Consider the following 19827-nt stretch of genomic DNA (forward strand, 5'->3'; position numbering starts at 1 on the left):
CTGCCGCACTTTCGCCTTTCACGCCAGTCACAGATGGTCCGGCGACCTGTTCTAATTCACCCAGCGCTGCAGAATCTGCTGCAGGTCGTTCCTTTTGAACGGCTTGGCCAGGTAATCGTTCATGCCTGCCGCGAGGCAGGCTTCGCGGTCGCCCTGCAAGGCGTTGGCCGTCAGGGCGATGATCGGCACCTCGTCGCAGCCCGGCAACTGGCGGATCTGCCGCGTGGCTTCGTAGCCATCGATGATGGGCAATCGGCAATCCATGAGGATCGCTTCGAAAATCAGGCTTTCGGCGCTGCGTACGGCCTGGGCGCCATCGGTGGCGACGCTGACGGTGAAGCCCAGGCTGCGCAGCATGGCTTCGATCACCGTCTGGTTGACCGGATTGTCTTCCACCAGCAACACGTTGCGACCTTCGCCATTGCCATTGCCATTGCCATTGCCGGTGGGCAGGCGCGGCGCCAGGGTCGGTGGCGTCTGGCGCGACAGGGCCAGCGGGATCTCGAGGGTGAACACCGAGCCTTGGCCTTCTTCGCTCTGGGCCCGCAGTGTCCCGCCCATGCGTTCAGCCAGGGTGCGGGCGATCGGCAGGCCCAGGCCGGTGCCGCCGTAGCGCCGGGAAATCGAATTGTCGGCCTGCTGGAAGGCGTCGAACATGCGCTCCAGGCTCTCGGCGGGGATACCGATGCCACTGTCGCGCACCGTGCAGGTGAACCACAGCAGTTCGTGATCCAGGGCCTGCCACTGGCATTGCACGGTGACGCGGCCTTGCTCGGTGAATTTCAGCGCGTTGCCGATCAGGTTCACCAGGATCTGCCGTATCCGCGTCGGATCGCCCTGCACCTGCAAGGCCTGCATGTCGTCCGGGACCAGCAGGTCCAGGCCGAGCTTGCGTTGCGCGGCGCTGTGCTGGAACGACTGCGCGCAACTGCCCACCAGTTCGGCCAGGTTGAACGGGATGTGCTCCAGTTCCAGGGCCGAGCGTTCGATGCGCGAGAAATCGAGGATGTCGTTGATCACCTTCAGCAGGTGTTCGGTGGATTCCGAGGCCAGTGCCGTGTACTCGTGCTGCTCGTCGGTCATGCGGGTGGTTTCCAACAACTGCAGCATACCCAGTACGCCGTTCATGGGCGTGCGCAGTTCATGGCTCATCATCGCCAGGAACTCGGACTTGGCGCTGTTGGCTTTTTCCGCTTCTTCGCGGGTCTTGATCAACTGCGCCATGGCCTGGTGCTGTTCGCGGCTGGCTTGCTCCAGGCCGTCGGCCAGGTTGTTGATGTGCCGGGACAAGGCGCCCAGTTCGGCGTCATCGACGATCGGCAGCGGGGTACTGTAGTCGCCTTGCTGGATGGCCTTGACCGCGTTGCCGATGTCGCGGATCGGCCGGGACAGGTTGGTCGCCAGCCGGCGCGCCACCAGGAAGGTAAACAGCAGGGCGAACAGCGCGAGGATCGCGGCCTTGAACAGGATCTCCTGTTGCCGCTGGCTGAAGGCGTCACTGGACATGCCGACGATCACGCGGCCCAGGTAGTCTTCGCCGGACGCTTCGACGGCGGTGCTGTTGCCTTGCAGGAAATCATTGTTCAGGGCAATGCGTTGCAGGCGCACCGGGGCCTGGAAGACTTCGATCTGCTGGGCACGGCTGTGGACCTGCTCGGGTTGTTCGACGTACACCAGGACCTTGTCGGTGCTGTCCTGCACCTCCAGGAAACGCACGTGCGGGGTGGCCAGGGTCGCGGTGAGCAGGCTTTCCAGCACTTCGTTGTTGCCGGAAATTACCCCGTACTCCGTGGCGGGGGCCAGTTGGTTGGCGATCAGTTGACCGGTGTGATTGAGCTCCTGGCGCAAGTCCTGGATCCGCACGAAGGTAAAGAAGCTGATCAGCAGCAAGGTCAGCAGCAACGCCGGGCCGAGGGCGATGAGCTGGGTACGGGTGTTGATGTCCCAACGGCGACGCAAGGTCATGGGCGGTGTTCTCCTTCGGCCAGCGTTGCCGCGACGGATTCGGCGTCAATCGGTTCGATTCCCAGCGAGCGGGAGACCTGCCGGTTGCCCAGGACCTTGAAACGGTCCGGATACAACGTGCGCGGCCAGGTCGTGGCGGGGCGGTCGAGCAGGTCGTCGAGAATCGCCAGCCAGTCGTGTTGGTCGCTGTAGGTGCTGGCCAGGCTGCCGGCCTTGACGAATGCGGCGCTCGGCCCGATCAGGGCGCGTTGCCGGGCGTAGCTGCTGAGCAACAGGTTCTTCACGGTCTTGGGGTTGTACAAGTCGGGGTCATCGAGGCCCAGCAGCACGTCGCTCTGGCCCAGCAGGTTTTGCAGGGGACGGCTGTCGCTGGTGTCGTCCCAGCGTTCGCTGACGATCACCAGGCCCAGCGGTGCCGCGGCCTGTCGGATGTCCTTGAGCAGGAATTCACTGTGGGTGTCGTATAGCACGCCGACCCGTCGCACTTGCGGCAGGATGGTGCGGATCAGCCGCAATTGCCGCGCCATCGGTGGGTCACTCCACAGCAGGCTCAGGTGCGCGGGCGTAGCGTCGCCCAGGCGGTCGCGGGCTTGCTGGCGGCTGATGCGCAGGACCAGGGTGGCCGGCCCCTGGGCATCCTGCAGGCGCCACTCCAGGCTGGGCAGGTCAAGCAGGACCAGGCGGACATTGTCCGGCAACTTATCCGGCGTCGGCAGGTTGGCCAGCGACGTAAACCGCACGCTGTCTTCGGGGCGCAGGGTTTTCAGGGCCTGGGTGAAAGACTGCACGCCGGGGCTGTCCTCGGCGCCGGTCAACAGAATTTCGGCGGCCCGGGCTTGGAAGGTTGCCAGCCACCCGGCAAACACCAGGCACAGGGTCAGCCTCAGGCGGCCATGAAATGGCGTCTTGCAGGGTGAGTGCCGGGACATCTAGAACGACAACTCCGCGCTGAAGTACACGACATGGCGGGCGTCGTAGCGGTTGTCGACGAAGGTCATGGGTTGGTTGTCCAGGCGCTGCTGCAGGACGCCCGCCAGCTCCAGGCTGGCCTTGCCCAGGGGAATGCGCCGGGCGACGCGGGTGTCCACCCGTTCGAAGCGATAGCCGTTGAGGTCGTCGGCGGCGTAATAGAACAGTGCGCTGTTCCAGCCCTGGCCCCAATCCCGTAGCCAACCGGCCGAACCGCTGTTGCGGGCGGTCAGTTGTTCATCGAGAGGGTTGCTGGCCTGGGCGTCGACATAGGCGTAGGTCAGGCGCAAGCGATCGGTGCTGGTCATGCGCCAGTCGAACTGGGTCTCGACCCCGGAGAACTGTGATTCATTGGCGTTGCTGGCAATGTACTGATTGTTGCGCAGCGGCTCGCTGATCATGCCGGTGATTTCGTCATGGAACAGCTTCACGTCGACGGCCAGGCCCAAGTCCACGAAGTAACCGTTGTAGCCCAGTTCCCGGGAGCGCATGTGTTCTTGCTCCAGATTGCCCGGGCCGCGGGTCCGGACGAAGTAACGGGCACTGTTCTGGCCGAAGGCGGCGGGTTGCAGGTTGGTGACCTGATAGCTCCAGTTGACGTTGTTTTCGAACATGTCCGGCGAGCGCACGGCTTCGGAGTACACCGCCCGCAGGCCGTGGCGCGGGGTGATCAGGTAGTTGACCGCGACCCGCGGAGTCAGCGAACTGCCGGTCAAACGGGTGTCTTCGAACATCGCGCCACCCTGCAACAGCCAATGCTCGGTGGCCCGCCATTCGAGCTGGCCGAACAGGCGCCAGGTGGTGTCGTCCAGGGTGCCGTTGAAGTACGTCTCCGAGTCGGCCCGGTCGTAGCGATAGTTGGCGCCGGTGACCAGTCGCAGGCTGTCGGACAGGCTCAGGGTGTCCTGGATCTCCAGGTCGTAGCGCGATTCCCGGGCGCTCTGGTCGATATCGCCGCATAGGGTTTGCGAGGCACCGTTGCGCCACTGGTCGAGCACCTGATTGGCCAGCGCCTGTTCCTGTGGCGTGCCGGTTGGCGCGCCGTTGTTGATGTAGCTGGGGATATTGCGCGCCAGCTTCTCGGCATAGTTGGGGTTGAGCTGCCACAGGTCGGTCAGTTGTGGGCTGAAGGACACCTCGGCGTCACAGGCGCGCCAGGTCTGCTGGCGATCCCAGTGCTGGATCGAGCCCTGTACATAAAGGCTGTGGTCGGGGTCCAGGTCCAGGTTCCAGCGCAGTGAGCCGGCGTAGTCCTTGGCGATGACGTCGGAGTTATCCCCGGCGGCGGTAATCCCGGCGAACACGGGGCGGTAGGTATAAGGCCGCTGGTTGGTCCCATCCTTGGCGTTCAATTGCCAGTCGATGCTCTGCCGTTCGTCCAGGGTCTGGCTGACGGACAGGTTGAAGCGGTTCAGGCGGCGGCTGTCGCGGTAGTCGGCGCCGTTGCGGTCGCTGTCAAAACCATCATCTTCTTGGCCTGACAGCGACAGCCGCAGGTCGCCGCCTTCCCAGCCGCTGCCCTGACTGGCGTACCAGTCGCTGATGCCACGCTGGCCCCGGGTGATTTTCAGCCGGGTGCCGTGGCTGTCGGCCGGGGCGCGGGTGATGATGTTGACCACTGCCATCAGCGCGTTGGCGCCATAACTGACGGTGTTGGGGCCGCGAAAGACTTCGATCCGCTCGATGTCTTCCATGGCCACCGGAATATCGCTCCAGTCCACCGTGGCCAGGCCGGCGCGGTACACCGAGCGGCCGTCGATCAGCACTTGCATGCGGCGCGCTTCGCTGGCGTTGGTGCCATGGTAGTTCACGGCGGCCTGGTTGCCGGTGATGTTGCCGACCATCATGCCCGGTACCAGGCGCAGCAGCTCGCTGATGTCCCGGGCGCCGCTGGCCTTGATCAGCTCGCTGTCGAGCACGGTCATGCTGCCCGGCACCGCCGCCGGCGATTGCTTGAGGCGCGTGGCCGTCAGCACCTGGGGCAGGGGCTGGCTGTCCACGAACAAGTCGTCGGCCAGCACTGGCGGGCTGATGATCAGTGCCAAAAGCAGGGACGAACCTGAACGGGAAGGGCCAACGGACACGGCACAGCCTATGAGAATGGGTGGGTGACGGGCATGTTAACTGAGCTGAACGACTTTTCCATTCACGTTGACAGCATTTTCCTAGGAATTGGTGGTCAGCTTCCTACAGCTGGCGGTAATTGTTGCCGGGGCTGGTCGCCATCCGGCCGCTCCGTATAATGCCCCGCATTGCCACTTGGTATGGATGAACGGATTGCATATGACTGAACAGCGCCCGATTGCGGTCCTGGGGGGCGGGAGTTTCGGTACCGCCGTGGCTAACCTGCTGGCCGAGAATGGTCACCCGGTGCGCCAGTGGATGCGTGACCCGGAACAGGCCGAGGCCATCCGGGTCAATCGCGAGAACCCGCGTTACCTCAAGGGCATCAAGATTCGCCCGGAAGTGGTGCCGGTGACTGATTTGCAGGCCACCCTGGAGGGCAGCGACCTGTTCTTCGTCGCCTTGCCGTCCAGTGCCTTGCGTTCGGTATTGGCGCCCCATGCCGAACGCTTGAGCGGCAAGCTGTTGGTGAGCTTGACGAAGGGCATCGAAGCCCAGACCTTCAAGCTGATGAGCGAGATTCTCGAAGAAATCGCCCCCAAGGCGCGGATCGGTGTGATTTCCGGTCCGAACCTGGCGCGGGAAATCGCCGAGCACGCGCTGACCGCCACGGTGGTCGCCAGTGAGGATGAGGAACTCTGCCAACGGGTCCAGGCCGCACTCCATGGCCGCACCTTTCGGGTCTACGCCAGCGCTGACCGTTTCGGGGTGGAGCTGGGCGGGGCGCTGAAAAACGTCTATGCCATCATCGCCGGCATGGCGGTGGCGCTGGGCATGGGCGAGAACACCAAGAGCATGCTGATCACCCGCGCGCTGGCGGAAATGACCCGCTTCGCCGTCAGCCAGGGCGCCAATCCGATGACCTTCCTGGGATTGGCCGGGGTGGGCGACCTGATCGTCACCTGTTCCTCGCCCAAGAGCCGCAACTACCAGGTCGGCTTTGCCCTCGGCCAGGGCTTGAGCCTTGACGAGGCCGTGTCGCGCCTGGGTGAAGTGGCCGAAGGGGTCAACACCCTCAAGGTGCTCAAGGCCAAATCCCAGGAGGCGGGGGTGTACATGCCGCTGGTCGCCGGGCTGCACGCGATTCTGTTCGAAGGGCGCACGCTGGAACAGGTGATCGAGCTGTTGATGCGTGGCGAACCGAAGACCGACGTCGATTTCATTTCCACCAGCGGTTTCAATTGAACCGCTATTGACCGCAAGCAGGAGCGAGCCATGAACGATCCGCAAGGGCAACCCCAATACGAATCCATCCTGCTGCGTGTGCTGTGGATGGTGGTCTATCTGCTGGTCTGGCAGGTGGCGCAATTCATCCTCGGCGCCGTGGTGCTGGTGCAATTGATCTATCGACTGATCTACGGCGCGCCTAGTGCAAGCCTGATGAACTTCGGCGATAGCCTGAGCCAGTTCCTGGCCCAGATCGGCCGCTTCGGCACCTTCCACAGCGACCAGAAGCCGTGGCCGTTCGCCGACTGGCCGACCCCGCGCACGCCGGAAGGTGAAGCGCCACACGCCGTGGCACCGGCCCCGCACCCCGTCCGTGACGAGGAGCCGAAGCTATGAAACTGTGGATATTGCGGCACGGTGAGGCCGAGCCCCATGGTGTCCGCCCCGATCCGGAACGGGTCTTGACGGTGCATGGCCGCGAGGAGGTGTTGCTCAGCGCCGGCCGGTTGATGGGCGAGCCATTGCGGGCCATCTATGCCAGCCCTTATGTGCGTGCCCAGCAGACCGCGCAACTGGTGCGCGAAGCACTGGGTTTCGAACCTGAACTGATCACCGTCGATTGGCTCACGCCGGAGACCCGGCCGACGGAGGTGCTAAGGCATCTGGAGGACCAGGACGATGTGCTGCTGGTCAGCCATAACCCGTTGGTGGGCAGCTTGCTGGGCTTACTGCAGCACGGCCACCTGCAACAACCCGAGCAAGTGCAGACGGCTGGCCTGGCCGAGCTGGAAGGCGATATGCCGCTGGCCGGGGCGATGACGCTCAGGCGTCTGTGATGTGGGAGCAAGGCTTGCCCGCGATAGTGTCGACGAGCAACACCTGATCCACCCCCAGCGTTTGCATCGCGGGCAAGCCTTGCTCCCACAGTGCTATGCAGGATTGATTGCAACAAAAACAACAAAGGAAGGGCAACGATGAGTCTGTGGCGCACCACCCCCGACATCGAGAAACTGAACGCCGCCGGTAAAAACACCATCAGCGAAGTGCTGGACATCCGGTTCGAGTCCTTCGACGACGAATCCCTGACCGCCAGCATGGTGGTCGATCAGCGCACCCACCAGCCGTTCGGCCTGTTGCACGGCGGTGCTTCGGTGGTGCTGGCCGAAACGGTCGGGTCCATGGCTGCCTACCTCTGTGTGGACCCCACCAAATTCTATTGCGTGGGCCTGGAAATCAACGCCAACCACCTGCGCGGCGTGCGCAGCGGGCGGGTGACCGCCACGGCCCGGATGGTTCACCTGGGCCGTACCACCCAGGTCTGGGACATCCGCCTGGTCAATGGCGAGGGCAAGGTCAACTGCGTGTCGCGCCTGACCATGGCGGTGGTGCCGTTGGGCGAGCAGCCGCCGGCGCGTTGAAACGAGGTTAATCCGCCCCCTGTGGCGAGGGGATTCTCTGTGGGAGCAAGGCTTGCCCGCGATGGCGGCGATGCGGTCTTTCAGAAATCGAGTCGTCTGTGTCGCGGGCAAGCCTTACTCCCACAAGTCTCCTCGCCACATGGGGCAGTGCTTACAGCTTGATAGCCCCATAGCCCAAGCCCGACTGTCATCATTCCTGTCAGTTACGGTCATTGCCGCGCCGTCGGGTTCTGCGGACAATCTGCCGCAGTTCCCCCAATGGATCGGCTGTCATGTCGCAACAGATTTTTTTCGCCCACGCCAATGGTTTTCCCTCGGCCACCTACGGCAAGCTGTTCGCCGCATTGGCGCCGCAGTACCAAGTCGCGCACCTGGAACTGCACGGCCATGACCCGCGTTTTCCGGTGGACGATAACTGGCACAACCTGGTGGACGAACTGATCCATCACCTGGAACAGCAACCGGCGCCGGTGTGGGGCGTTGGTCACTCCCTGGGCGGTGTGCTGCATCTGCACGCGGCGTTGCGCTGCCCTCAGTTATATCGCGGCGTGGTCATGCTCGATTCGCCGGTGCTGACCCGTACCGACCAGTGGGTGATCCTGGCTGCCAAGCGCCTGGGGTTCATCGATCGCCTGACCCCGGCCGGCCGGACCCTGGGACGGCGTGAGGAGTTCGCTGACCTGGAATCCGCCCGGCAGTATTTTGCCGGCAAGACACTGTTCCGCAGCTTTGATCCGGATTGTTTCGACGCCTACCTGCAACACGGCCTGCAGCAAGTCGGCGACCGACTGCGGCTGCGCTTCGACCCGGCCACGGAAATCAGCATCTACCGCGGCGTGCCGCACACCAGCCCAGGTCGGCCTCGTAAGCTCAAGGTGCCGCTGGCCGTGGTGCGCGGCCGGCAGAGTCGCGTGGTGATGCGGCATCACACCCGTTCGGTCGGGCGCATGCTCCATGGCGAATCCCTGAGCATGCCCGGCGGCCATATGTTTCCCCTCGAACGTCCACAGGACACAGCCAACCTGCTCAAGAATCTGTTCCAGCGTTGGGAAGGGCGCAGCGCATGAGTGTGGTCGAGGAGGTCCGCCTGAGCCTGCCTCACATCGAACTGGCGGCGCACTTGTTCGGCCCGGAAGACGGTTTGCCGGTGATTGCCCTGCACGGTTGGTTGGACAACGCCAACAGCTTCGCCCGCTTGGCGCCCAAGCTTGAGGGGCTGCGGGTGATTGCCCTGGACATGGCCGGTCACGGTCATTCCGAACATCGGCCGCCGGGCGCCGGCTATGCCTTGTGGGACTACGCCCATGATGTGCTGCAAGTGGCCGAGCAACTGGGCTTGAAGCGCTTCGCCCTGTTGGGGCATTCCATGGGCGCCATTGTGTCGCTGGTACTGGCCGGCTCTCTGCCGGAACGGGTGACGCACCTGGGGTTGATCGACGGGGTGATTCCTCCTACAGCCAAAGGTGATAACGCGGCCGAACGCATGGGCATGGCCCTGCAAGCCCAGTTGGATTTGCAGCAAAAACGCAAGCCGGTCTACAAGACCCTCGAGCGGGCCATCGAAGTGCGCATGAAGGGGCTGGTGGCGGTCAGCCGTGAGGCTGCCGAGTTGCTGGCCCAGCGTGGCCTGATGCCGGTGCCGGGGGGCTACACCTGGCGCACCGACAACCGCCTGACCCTGCCATCGCCCCTGCGCCTGACCGAGGACCAGGCCATGGCGTTCGTCGCCCGGGTCGGTTGTCCGGCGCATCTGGTGGTGGCGGCCGAAGGCATGCTTGCCCAGCACCCGGAATTGCTGGAGCGTCTACCCTTCAGTCATGAGCAGTTGCCGGGCGGCCATCATTTGCACCTGAACGACGAGGTCGGTGCCGCGCTTGTAGCAGACTGTTTCAATCGGTTCTTCACCGCTCCTTGACTTGCGCCGGGCAACTGTCGAGGCTGGGCGGGTTGAAAGGGAGACAACCATGACAGACCTCTGTTTGCCAGCCTCGCGGCACATCGACGACGCCCGTTGCGTTCAAGCGTCCCAGGCAAAGCCGATCCGATGAAATTATCCGCTCACTCACTCGTCCTGCTGGCGCTGGCCTGCCTCAGCCCGGCGTCGTTCGCCGTCGATGTGCCGGGCAGTCGCGACCTGGATCGCGTGCCGCGCATGCCCGATGCCCAGATTGTCGATTACCGGCAGACCAGCGACCTGGAACGTGTCTACCCCATGGGCTCGATCCGCAAGATCAGTGGCCAGTTGCGCTTTGACGGCCAGGTCGATGCCCGTGGGAATGTCACGTCGGTTACCTATGAACTGCCGCCGGAACATTCCGCCACCCAGGCCTTCACCGCGGCTCGCGAAGCGTTGCAGAAACAGGGTGCCGAGCTGTTGTTCTGGTGCCAGGCCCGCGATTGCGGCGAAAGCAGCCTGTGGGCCAACGACGTCTTCGGCAATGCCAAGCTCTATGGCGCCGACAACGGCCAGGCCTTCCTGCTGCTGCGCCTGGCGCCGCCCGCGGACAACACGCTGATTGCGCTGTATGCCATCACCCGCGGCAATCGCAAGGCCTACCTGCATGTCGAGCAGTTCGAGGCGAATGCTGCGCTGGGGGACTTGCTGCCGACCTCGGCCACCCTGCTGCGCCAACTCAAGGACACCGGTGTCCTGGACTTGCCGCGTCTTGCCGGTGAGCCGGACGACACCTGGTTGCGCCTGTTGTCCCGGGCGCTGAACCTGGACACGGGCCTGCGGGTCAGTATCGCCGGTCCCCGGGCCGAGGACTGGCTTGAGGCGCTGGCGGGCCAGGGTGTCCGGGCGGCGCGCATGGAGGCCGCCAGCGGCGAGGCGGCGGGATTGCACCTGGAATTGCTGCGCTAAGCTGTTTCGGGGCAGCGGGTTCACACCGTTGCCCCGGTCCTGTTCATTTTTTCGAGACCCTACATGCTCAATAACGATCGGCTGTTGGTGCAGATCCTGCTCCTGGTGTTGTTCGGCGCAAGCCTCTGGGTCATGGCGCCGTTCTGGTCGGCGCTGTTCTGGGGTGCGGTGCTGGCGTTCGCCAGTTGGCCGTTGATGCGCCTGCTGACCCGTTGGGTCAATGGCCGCGAATCCCTGGCGGCGGCGTTGCTGACGGTGGGCTGGATGCTGTTGGTGGCGGTGCCGCTGGTGTGGCTGGGGTTCAACCTGGCCGACCATGTGCGCGATGCCACGGCGTTCATCAGGGACGTGCAGGTCGACGGCTTGCCGGAAGCGCCCGTCTGGCTGGCCGGCGTGCCGCTGGTGGGCGGGCGACTGGTCGGCATCTGGAACAGCATCGATCAGCAGGGCGCGGCCATGATGGTGTCCATCAAACCGTACCTGGGGCAGGTGGGCAACTGGCTGTTGGCGCGCAGTGCGCAGATCGGCGGTGGCATCCTCGAACTGACCCTGAGCATCGTATTCGTGTTCTTTTTCTATCGCGACGGCCCGCGCCTGGCGGTGTTCGTCCACGGGTTGCTGGAGCGTCTGATCGGCGACCGTGCCGGTTACTACATCGAGCTGGTGGCCGGTACGGTGCAACGGGTGGTCAACGGCGTGATCGGCACCGCGGCGGCCCAGGCCGTGCTGGCGCTGATCGGTTTCCTGATCGCCGGGGTGCCGGGGGCGCTGGTGCTGGGGATCGTCACGTTCCTGCTGAGCCTGATCCCCATGGGGCCTCCCCTGGTCTGGATCCCCGCCACGGCGTGGCTGGCATGGAAGGGTGAATACGGAATGGCGGTGTTCCTCGGCATCTGGGGCACGTTCATCATCAGTGGTGTGGACAACGTGCTCAAACCCTACCTGATCAGCCGAGGCGGAAACCTGCCCCTGGTCATCGTGTTGCTGGGGGTGTTCGGCGGATTGATCGCCTTCGGGTTCATCGGCCTGTTCATAGGCCCGACCCTGTTGGCGGTGGCGTACAGCCTGTTGACGGACTGGAGCAAAAGCCAGGCTCGATAGTTTGAATGCCGAGCATTTGTGGTCCGAGCACCAGTGGCGAGGGAGCTTGCTCCCGCTGGGTTGCGAAGCGACCCCAAACCAATCACCTTGATCTACCTGACACACCGCGTTATCTGGCTTTAGGGCCGCTGCGCAGCCCAGCGGGAGCAAGCTCCCTCGCCACGGGGTTGCGGCATAGCGCAGTGCCATGTCGGGGGGCGATGAGATTTACCGATCATCGGGTCCCGCACGGGCGCTCGTTCCGCTACAATGCGCGCCGATTTCGACTTGCCTGAGAGCCCGCTCATGTCCGCCTGCCAGACGCCCATTATCGTCGCCCTGGATTTCCCCACCCGTGACGCCGCCCTGAAGCTGGCCGACCAGTTGGACCCCAAGCTTTGCCGGGTCAAAGTCGGCAAGGAACTGTTCACCAGTTGCGCTTCGGAAATTGTCGGGACCCTGCGTGACAAGGGTTTCGAAGTGTTCCTGGACCTGAAATTCCACGACATTCCCAATACCACCGCCATGGCGGTCAAGGCAGCTGCGGAGATGGGCGTGTGGATGGTCAACGTGCATTGCTCCGGTGGCCTGCGCATGATGGCGGCTTGCCGTGAAGTGCTGGATCAGCGCAGCGGCCCGAAACCGTTGCTGATCGGCGTGACCGTGCTGACCAGCATGGAGCGCGAGGACCTGGCCGGGATCGGTCTGGACATCGAGCCCCAGGAGCAGGTGCTGCGGTTGGCGGCGCTGGCGCAGAAGGCCGGCCTGGACGGTCTGGTCTGCTCGGCCCTGGAGGCCAGCGCCCTGAAAGCGGCCCACCCGTCGTTGCAACTGGTGACCCCGGGGATTCGTCCGGCGGGCAGCGCCCAGGACGATCAACGCCGCATCCTGACCCCGCGCCAGGCGCTGGACGCCGGCTCCGATTACCTGGTGATCGGTCGCCCGATCAGCCAGGCGGCTGATCCGGCCAAGGCATTGGCGGCGGTCGTGGCCGAACTGGCCTGATCAAACACTGAAAACCCCTTGATGTGGGAGTGAACCTGTGGGAGCGAGCTTGCTCGCGATAGCGGTGCGTCGGTCAATATCAATGTTGACTGACGCGGCCCCATCGCGAGCAAGCTCGCTCCCACAGTTGTTTTGTGTAGACCTTGAGAGCCAGCTCCCCCAGTTGATGTGTATCAGACCTTGAGTACGAGTTTCCCGAAGTTCTCCCCACTGAACAACTTGGTCAGCGTCTCGGGGAAGGTCTCCAACCCTTCGACGATGTCTTCCTTGCTCTTGAGCTGCCCCTTGGCCATCCAGCCGGCCATTTCCTGTCCGGCGGCGGCGAACTGGGAGGCGTAGTCCATGACCACGAAGCCCTCCATGCGTGCCCGGTTGACCAGTAGGGACAGGTAGTTGGCGGGGCCCTTCACCGCTTCCTTGTTGTTGTACTGGCTGATGGCGCCGCAAATCACCACGCGGGCCTTGAGGTTCAGGCGGCTGAGCACGGCATCGAGGATGTCGCCCCCGACGTTGTCGAAATACACATCCACGCCTTTGGGGCATTCGCGCTTGAGACCGGCGTGGACGTCTTCGTTCTTGTAGTCGATGGCCCCGTCGAAGCCCAATTCATCGACCAGGAATTTGCATTTGTCGGCGCCGCCGGCGATGCCCACCACACGACAGCCTTTGAGCTTGGCGATCTGCCCGGCGATGCTCCCCACCGCACCGGCGGCGCCCGACAGCACCACGGTCTCGCCGGCCTTGGGCGCGCCGACGTCCAGCAGGGCGAAATAGGCGGTCATGCCGGTCATGCCCAGGGCGGACAAATAACGGGGTAGCGGTGCCAGTTTCGGATCGACTTTGTAGAAACCCCTTGGCTCGCCGAGGAAATAATCCTGCACGCCCAGGGCACCGTTGACGTAGTCCCCGACCGCGAACCCGGGGTTGTTCGAGGCGATCACCTGGCCGACACCCAGCGCTCGCATCACTTCACCGAGACCGACCGGCGGGATATAGGACTTGCCCTCGTTCATCCAGCCGCGCATGGCCGGGTCCAGGGACAGATATTCGTTCTTCACCAGGATCTGGCCGGCTGCCGGCTCGCCCACCGGTACTTGCTGATAGGTAAAAGTCTCGCGGGTCGCGGCGCCTACCGGGCGTTTGGCGAGCAGGAACTGGCGATTGGTCTGGGCAGTCATGGTTGGCACTCAAGATGAATGAAGACTTGTTGATAGACCTTCGAAGCATTTGCCGCAAGGTTCGCAGCCTCAGCGAATGCACTTCGATCCAACCCAGTGATAGTGCCTCCAGTGCCGTTATCACTGGCGTCCATGAACGCTCAACCGGCATCTGGATAGTGCTGCCGTGCCACGGGAGGCTGTGGCTACACTGGCGCGACCCCGCATTCTTCGAGGAATTGACAATGAGCATGACGTTTTCCGGACAGGTCGCCGTGGTAACCGGCGCCGCCGCAGGCATTGGTCGCGCCACGGCCCAGGCGTTCGCGGCAGAGGGCCTGAAAGTGGTCGTGGCCGACCTGGACGTAGCGGGCGGCGAGGGCACGGTGCAGTCGATTCGTGATGCGGGCGGCGAAGCGGTGTTCGTGCGCTGCAACGTGACGTTGGAAAGCGATGTGCAGCAGCTGATGGACGAGGTGATCAAGACTTACGGACGCCTTGACTATGCCTTCAACAACGCCGGGATCGAGATCGAGAAGGGCAAGTTGGCCGACGGTACGCTCGACGAGTTCGACGCGATCATGGGCGTCAATGTGAAGGGCGTCTGGTTGTGCATGAAGTACCAGTTGCCCTTGCTGCTGGCGCAGGGCGGCGGTGCTATCGTCAACACGGCCTCGGTGGCCGGCCTGGGCGCTGCGCCGAAGATGAGCATCTATGCCGCTTCCAAGCACGCCGTGATCGGCCTGACCAAATCGGCCGCCATCGAATACGCCAAGAAAAAGATTCGCGTGAATGCGGTCTGTCCGGCGGTGATCGACACTGACATGTTCCGTCGCGCCTATGAGGCGGACCCGAAAAAAGGCGAGTTCGCCAATGCCATGCACCCGGTGGGGCGTATCGGCAAGGTCGAGGAAATCGCCAGCGCCGTGCTCTATTTGTGCAGCGATGGCGCGGCGTTCACCACTGGCCATTCCTTGGCGGTGGACGGCGGGGTCACGGCGTTCTGAGGACGGTTCCCTGAGCTTGTAGGACGAAGCCCGCACTGGTTGCGGGCTTTTTCTTTGGGCGGTGAAAAAAAGCTCGGAGCGGCCTATCAATGTGTTTCAAAGGGTGAGAATCGGCGGTTTTGGCGACGTTGTCGTACATCGTTGGCGGGTGGCCTGTGCTTAACTGTTTCCGGAAATAAAACAAACGCTTAGGAGCTTGGTTACTCATGGAGTTGAGAATCGACCGGCAGGCCTTGGTGCCTGTCGTGCAGCAAATCGTCGACGCGCTGACCGGCTGGATCCGACAGGATGCGGTGCAACCGGGGACTCGCCTGCCGTCCGTGCGCCAACTGGCGCGGCAGAACCTGCTCAGCCAGTCCAGCGTCAATGAAGCGTGTGAGCGCCTGGTTGCCCAAGGCCTGCTGGCGTCCCGGCATGGCTCCAGCTTTTTTGTCGCACCACCTCCTGCATCCGGGCACACGTGCACTGACCCGGATCGGTGGCAAGACACGCTCGCCGAGGGCGGTGATTCCTCGCAATGGGCGTTGAAGCTGGGATGTGGCGGGTTGCCCGAGAGCTGGCGTGAAAGCGATGACCTGGGTTATGCGATCCGGCAGGTCACCCGCACCGATATGGCGGGGCTGTTCAACTACAGCACGTCGCTGGGGCTGCCCGCCCTGCGTGAACAGCTGTCCAGGCGCCTGAAGCAGCTCAATATCGAGGCCGATAAAGACCTGATCCTGACCACCACCGGGGCCTCCCATGGGCTGGACTTGATCGTGCGGACACTGTTGCAGCCAGGCGCCTGCGTGGTGGTGGAGAGCCCCGGTTATCCAAGCCTGTTCGACCTGCTCAAGTTGCACAAGATCGACATGATCGAACTGCCCAGGACCCCGCGGGGCCCGGACGTTGATGTGTTGCAAGAGTTGTTGGCGACACATCGGCCCAGTGCGCTGTTCGTCAACAGTGCCTGCCACAACCCGACCGGCAGCAACCTGGCACCGGCCGTGGCCCAACGGTTGCTGCAACTGACGAAGCAACACGCCGTGCTGGTGATCGAAGACGATGCCTATGGCGATTTCCAGAACTCGGCGCGGACCCGGCTGGCGGCGCTGGATGCCGACGTGGTCTACGTGGGCAGTTTCTCGAAGACCCTGAGCAGTTCGTTGCGCGTCGGTTTCGTAGTAGCCGGGCCGTCCATCATCGCGCGCCTGAGCGAGGTCAAGGGCATTACCAGCATGGGCGGGTCGCGGTTCTGTGAGTCGGTGCTTGCCAATCTCTTGGCCAACGGGGCCTATCGCAAACTGGTCCAGCGCCAGCGGCAGCGTTTGGGCGTCGATACGGCGGCACTGCTGCAGGTATTGGAGGATGCTGACTGGGAGGTCTTTGGCAAACCCGCTGGCGGGCTTTTCATCTGGGCAAGATCGCCAATGAGTGACTACGCTGGATTACAACGTCTGGCCAAGCGCTTCGGCGTGTTGCTGTCTTCGCCCACGGCCTTCAGCCCCTCGGGCGCCGACAGCGACTGGCTACGGATCAACGTGGCCTATGCCCGTGATCCCCGGGCGCTGGGTTTTTTCCGGGCCGCGGCTCTGGATCGACCTCAAGTGTCCTGAAAACGACGCGGCTGTAGCTTTTTGCCATTATTCCGACGCCAGCACCTTGTGTTGCAGGGCGTCTCGTTGCGAATCTGCAATCAACACACACTGGCAGAGGACTGAGCGCAATGATTTCGGCCGTGCAAGGACGTTTTGCCAACCTGGGTATGGCAAAAAAACTGGGTATCGGATTTGTCCTGGTGCTGCTGTTGACCGCTGTGGTCGCGGCCATCGGCGTCTGGTCCCTGCAGACCATCAGCTATCGCTTCGATGGCCTGAAACAGATGTCGTCCCTCAACAGCGGGTTGCTCAAGGTCCGGCTGCTGGAGCAGGAATACGCCTCGCGTTCCGACCCCAAGACGGCCGATGCCCTGCGCCAAGGGGTCGACGGGCTGCTGGCCCTGGCGAACGAACTCAAGGCGCAGTCGCCTGCCAACGTGCCGGTGATGAACGACGTCGAGCAGGCGCTGGGGGCCTATCGCAAGGCATTCGACGAGTTTGTCGGGTTGAGCCAGAGCAAGGACCTGGCGCTGGAAATGGCCAGTTGGTCGGTGTCCAGCGTGGCCAACAACCTCGATGTGCTGCAGGCCGGGCTGGCGGATGACGGCACCTATACCTTGAAAGACTCCGAAGGCAAGGAAGGAGCCGAGTTCATCGAACAGGCCAACCAGATCAGCGAAGTGTCGCGGCTGATGCTGCAAGCCATGAATGAAGCGCGGGTTCGCTTGGACCAGAGCCGCAAAGGCAATGTTGAGGGCGCCGGTGAAGGCAGCATCGAACAGGCCGAGCAGGCCATGAAACAGGCCGAAGCGCTCAAGACTACGGTCAAGGACCCGGGTTACCAGACCGTGCTGAACGAAGTGGCCGGGCATATCGCCGGGTTCAATGAACAATTGGCCGAATACACCGGTCTGCTGGCGAAGGAAAAAGTCGTCTACCAGCAACTGCACGAGCGTGCCGCCCAGGTGGTGGAGCGGGTTGACCAGGCCTTCAGTGCCGAAGACCATGCCATGCAGAGCGAACTGAAGAAGAATTCGCTGCTGATCATCGGTTCGTCGGCCTTGGCATTGCTGGTGGGGTTGATCGCAGCGTGGGTCATCACCCGACTGATCGTGACGCCGCTGCGCAGTGTCATTCGTGTTGCCCAGCGGATCGCGGCGGGCGACTTGAGCGCCACGGTGGAAGTGACGCGCCGGGACGAGATTGGCCAGTTGATGCAAGCGATGCAACAGATGGGCGCCGGGCTGAGCAGTATCGTCAGCGGCTTGCAGGCCGGGATCGAGCAATTGGCCAACTCGGCTCAATCGTTGTCGACGGTGACCGAACAGACCAACCTGGAAGTCAGCAGTCAGAAAGAGGAAACCGAGCAGGTTGCCACGGCCATGAACCAGATGACGGCCACGGTGCACGATGTCGCACGCAATGCCGAAGAAGCGGCACAAGCGGCCCAGACCGCCGACGACAAGGTCGAAAGCGGCCAGCAGGTGGTGCGCCAGAGCATGGTGCGCATCGAGCAACTGGCCGATTCGGCCACGTCGGCCAGTTCCAGCATCGAAAGCCTCAGCGCCGAGATCCAGAACATCGGCACGGTGCTGAGTGTGATCAAGAGCGTGGCCGAGCAAACCAACCTGTTGGCCCTCAATGCCGCTATCGAAGCGGCCCGCGCCGGGGAGCAGGGCAGGGGGTTTGCGGTCGTGGCCGATGAGGTGCGGGCCCTGGCCAGGCGCACGCAACAGTCCACTGAGGAAATCGAGCGGCTGGTGAGTGCCTTGCGCTCAGCGGCCCAGGCTTCCGTGCAGCAGATCCAGAGCAGTGGCGAGTTGGTGAAGATGGCCGTCAGCGACGCACTGCAGACCGAGAGCGCCTTGGGCAGCATTGCGGCGGCGGTGTCGTTGATCCAGCAGATGAACCAACAGATCGCCGCGGCGGCCGAGCAGCAGAGCTCGGTGGCCGAAGAGATCAATCGCAGTGTCACCAGCATTCGCGCCAGCGCCGATCAATCGTCCCTGGCGATGCGCGGCAATGCCGCTTCCAGCATCGAGCTGGCGCAGTTGGGGATTGAGCTGAAAGGGATGGTGGGGCATTTCAAGTTGTGACAAAGACGATGCAGCTTTTGTGGCAGCTCTTGTGGCGAGGGGATTTATCCCCGCTGGGGTGCGTAGCACCCCCAACAAGTTGTCTTGGTCCGTCTGAGCAGATCGAGCTATCTGATTTCAGGGCTGCTGCGCAGCCCAGCGGGGATAAATCCCCTCGCCACAAAGGGGAAGGCTTGATAGCCCGGCCCTAGTATCAGTCGTAGACCTTCTTCTTCTTCCACTCGTCGTTTATTTCGTCGTCCTTCAAGCCCTCGGTCAACTGGTTGACCTCGCCCTCGACCGGCTGGGTGCTGGCCAGGACCTGGGCATTGGCGCGGGCCAGGAGTTTCTCCAGGTAGGCCAGTTGTTCGGCGTAGACCTGTGGTTCCTGTTGCTTGCGCAGGTACTGCACGCCGCGTTCGAAGGCCAGGCGGGCCTGCCCGGGTTGTTCTTGTTGCAAAGCCTGCTGGCCGAGGTTGTTGAAGAACTCGATGTGCAGCAGCACCAGGATGTGCCGCACTTCACGGATCCAGCGCTTGGCTTCGTTGGGTGGCAGGAAACCGTCCTGGGCGGCGCGGGTGATCTGGCCGTGCAAGGCTTCGAGTAGGAAACGAACGTCCTTGGCCTTGGCTTCGGTCTGGATCGGTGCCGGCGGATTGCTCACCGGGATCGACTCCCCCTGGGCAGCCAGTGCGCTCAGTTCGTCCAGGCGTGCCTTGACCGCGGAATTGGTTTTATCCAGGTTCAGCAGGCGCTGGCAGACATTCATCTCAAGGCGGGTCATCAACAACTTCAAGGCTGGCGTCATCAACTGCCCGGGGAAGGTTTCGGTGAGCTCGCCACAGCGACGCATGCGGTCGTTGAGTTCTACCTTGGTGCGGGCCTTTTCCAGCTTGTTGTTTTCCACCACGTGGTTCATGTAGCCAATGGCGATCAACAGGGCGATCCCGGCTACGACGAGCAGGGTGATCATGAGTGGTGTCACCGGTAAGACCTCTTTATTAGGGTACGCATGTCATGAGTGTAGTGGCTTGGCTTTTAAGCGCATAGGCCCGAGCGACGTGATTAGACGGGCGTCGTGCTGTTTATAGGAAGCATGACCGGGTAGGAGCACATTGCCATCATTTGCCGGGCGCGACTATAGCGCCTCGGCGGACGACAGAATATAGGCGTCAGAGACCGGACGAGCAAAATGTATGGATCGCCCCCTCAAACCGGGCGAAGTCATTGATTTAAATAAATTTATATCTGGGGGTTGACGACCCTTCAATCCATCCATAGAATGCGCGCCACTTACAGCGTAAAGCACTCAGCCAAACGCTCTAAGGAGTGAATGTTGTACGTGTGTCCCCTTCGTCTAGTGGCCTAGGACACCGCCCTTTCACGGCGGTAACAGGGGTTCGAGTCCCCTAGGGGACGC

At 63.0% G+C, this 19827-nt stretch carries 17 protein-coding genes, 1 tRNA gene and 1 pseudogene; 14 read left to right on the forward strand and 5 right to left on the reverse strand.

Annotated elements, in window-relative coordinates; all coding sequences use genetic code 11:
* Positions 1–51 precede the first annotated feature (51 nt).
* The 3 genes from AC3A5O_RS27275 to AC3A5O_RS27285 are packed head-to-tail and all read right to left on the reverse strand — an operon-like array spanning position 52 to position 5018.
* Complete coding sequence (locus AC3A5O_RS27275; RefSeq protein ID WP_305467917.1) at positions 52–1965, reverse strand: ATP-binding protein; 1914 nt, start codon at positions 1963–1965, stop codon at positions 52–54.
* Complete coding sequence (locus AC3A5O_RS27280) at positions 1962–2894, reverse strand: ABC transporter substrate-binding protein (RefSeq protein ID WP_122565945.1); 933 nt, start codon at positions 2892–2894, stop codon at positions 1962–1964. Before AC3A5O_RS27280 ends, AC3A5O_RS27275 begins: the two co-directional genes overlap by 4 nt.
* Positions 2895–5018, reverse strand: coding sequence for a TonB-dependent receptor plug domain-containing protein (locus AC3A5O_RS27285; RefSeq protein ID WP_122565944.1), 2124 nt, complete (start codon positions 5016–5018; stop codon positions 2895–2897).
* A 199-nt stretch (positions 5019–5217) separates the two neighbouring features.
* Between AC3A5O_RS27285 and AC3A5O_RS27290 the strand changes: the two genes are divergently transcribed.
* The 9 genes from AC3A5O_RS27290 (at position 5218) to pyrF (ending at position 12591) form a co-directional block, all read left to right on the forward strand.
* A complete protein-coding gene (locus tag AC3A5O_RS27290; RefSeq protein ID WP_122565943.1) occupies positions 5218–6243 on the forward strand; it encodes an NAD(P)H-dependent glycerol-3-phosphate dehydrogenase in 1026 nt (341 codons plus the stop codon).
* A 30-nt stretch (positions 6244–6273) separates the two neighbouring features.
* Positions 6274–6621 (forward strand): DUF4389 domain-containing protein, encoded by a 348-nt coding sequence (locus tag AC3A5O_RS27295; protein ID WP_053123936.1) that lies wholly within the window; start codon positions 6274–6276, stop codon positions 6619–6621.
* Positions 6618–7061 (forward strand): phosphohistidine phosphatase SixA, encoded by a 444-nt coding sequence (sixA, locus tag AC3A5O_RS27300; RefSeq protein ID WP_305482334.1) that lies wholly within the window; start codon positions 6618–6620, stop codon positions 7059–7061. Before AC3A5O_RS27295 ends, sixA begins: the two co-directional genes overlap by 4 nt.
* A gap of 138 nt (positions 7062–7199) precedes the next feature.
* The gene (locus tag AC3A5O_RS27305; RefSeq protein WP_305490910.1) at positions 7200–7643 is read left to right on the forward strand and encodes a hotdog fold thioesterase; all 444 of its coding nucleotides are present in this window, start codon (positions 7200–7202) and stop codon (positions 7641–7643) included.
* A 272-nt stretch (positions 7644–7915) separates the two neighbouring features.
* The gene (locus AC3A5O_RS27310; RefSeq protein WP_122565940.1) at positions 7916–8710 is read left to right on the forward strand and encodes an alpha/beta fold hydrolase; all 795 of its coding nucleotides are present in this window, start codon (positions 7916–7918) and stop codon (positions 8708–8710) included.
* Positions 8707–9558: an alpha/beta hydrolase gene (locus AC3A5O_RS27315; RefSeq protein ID WP_460082468.1), complete on the forward strand. Its 852-nt coding sequence runs from the start codon at positions 8707–8709 to the stop codon at positions 9556–9558. Before AC3A5O_RS27310 ends, AC3A5O_RS27315 begins: the two co-directional genes overlap by 4 nt.
* A 129-nt stretch (positions 9559–9687) precedes the next feature.
* Entirely contained in the window at positions 9688–10506 is an 819-nt protein-coding gene (locus tag AC3A5O_RS27320) for a DUF4892 domain-containing protein (protein WP_122565938.1), read from the forward strand.
* 63 nt (positions 10507–10569) lie between these two features.
* Complete coding sequence (locus tag AC3A5O_RS27325; protein ID WP_122565937.1) at positions 10570–11607, forward strand: AI-2E family transporter; 1038 nt, start codon at positions 10570–10572, stop codon at positions 11605–11607.
* A 285-nt stretch (positions 11608–11892) separates the two neighbouring features.
* The gene (gene pyrF / locus AC3A5O_RS27330; RefSeq protein WP_160893102.1) at positions 11893–12591 is read left to right on the forward strand and encodes an orotidine-5'-phosphate decarboxylase; all 699 of its coding nucleotides are present in this window, start codon (positions 11893–11895) and stop codon (positions 12589–12591) included.
* Between the two features lie 173 nt (positions 12592–12764).
* On the opposite strand, the gene AC3A5O_RS27335 is transcribed toward pyrF, so the two are convergent.
* On the reverse strand, positions 12765–13769 hold the full coding sequence (locus AC3A5O_RS27335; protein WP_122565935.1) for an NADP-dependent oxidoreductase: 1005 nt from the start codon (positions 13767–13769) through the stop codon (positions 12765–12767).
* 224 nt (positions 13770–13993) lie between these two features.
* Between AC3A5O_RS27335 and AC3A5O_RS27340 the strand changes: the two genes are divergently transcribed.
* The 4 genes and pseudogenes from AC3A5O_RS27340 to AC3A5O_RS27355 all read left to right on the forward strand — a co-directional run bounded on the left by AC3A5O_RS27340 (position 13994) and on the right by AC3A5O_RS27355 (position 18428).
* Complete coding sequence (locus AC3A5O_RS27340; protein WP_122565934.1) at positions 13994–14755, forward strand: SDR family oxidoreductase; 762 nt, start codon at positions 13994–13996, stop codon at positions 14753–14755.
* 206 nt (positions 14756–14961) lie between these two features.
* The gene (locus AC3A5O_RS27345; protein ID WP_122565933.1) at positions 14962–16350 is read left to right on the forward strand and encodes an aminotransferase-like domain-containing protein; all 1389 of its coding nucleotides are present in this window, start codon (positions 14962–14964) and stop codon (positions 16348–16350) included.
* Positions 16351–17342: 992 nt separating this feature from the next.
* Positions 17343–17519: pseudogene (locus AC3A5O_RS27350) on the forward strand (HAMP domain-containing protein); the annotation flags it as partial.
* 204 nt (positions 17520–17723) lie between these two features.
* A complete protein-coding gene (locus AC3A5O_RS27355; RefSeq protein WP_420480621.1) occupies positions 17724–18428 on the forward strand; it encodes a methyl-accepting chemotaxis protein in 705 nt (234 codons plus the stop codon).
* 193 nt (positions 18429–18621) lie between these two features.
* Here AC3A5O_RS27355 and AC3A5O_RS27360 read toward each other — a convergent pair whose 3' ends face one another.
* Positions 18622–19380 (reverse strand): hypothetical protein, encoded by a 759-nt coding sequence (locus AC3A5O_RS27360; RefSeq protein WP_122565931.1) that lies wholly within the window; start codon positions 19378–19380, stop codon positions 18622–18624.
* Positions 19381–19753: 373 nt separating this feature from the next.
* Here AC3A5O_RS27360 and AC3A5O_RS27365 point away from each other — a divergent pair.
* Positions 19754–19826: transfer RNA gene (locus AC3A5O_RS27365), tRNA-Glu, on the forward strand.
* The last annotated feature ends 1 nt before the right edge of the window (position 19827 follow it).

Source organism: Pseudomonas sp. Soil_N_39, from assembly GCF_057655955.1.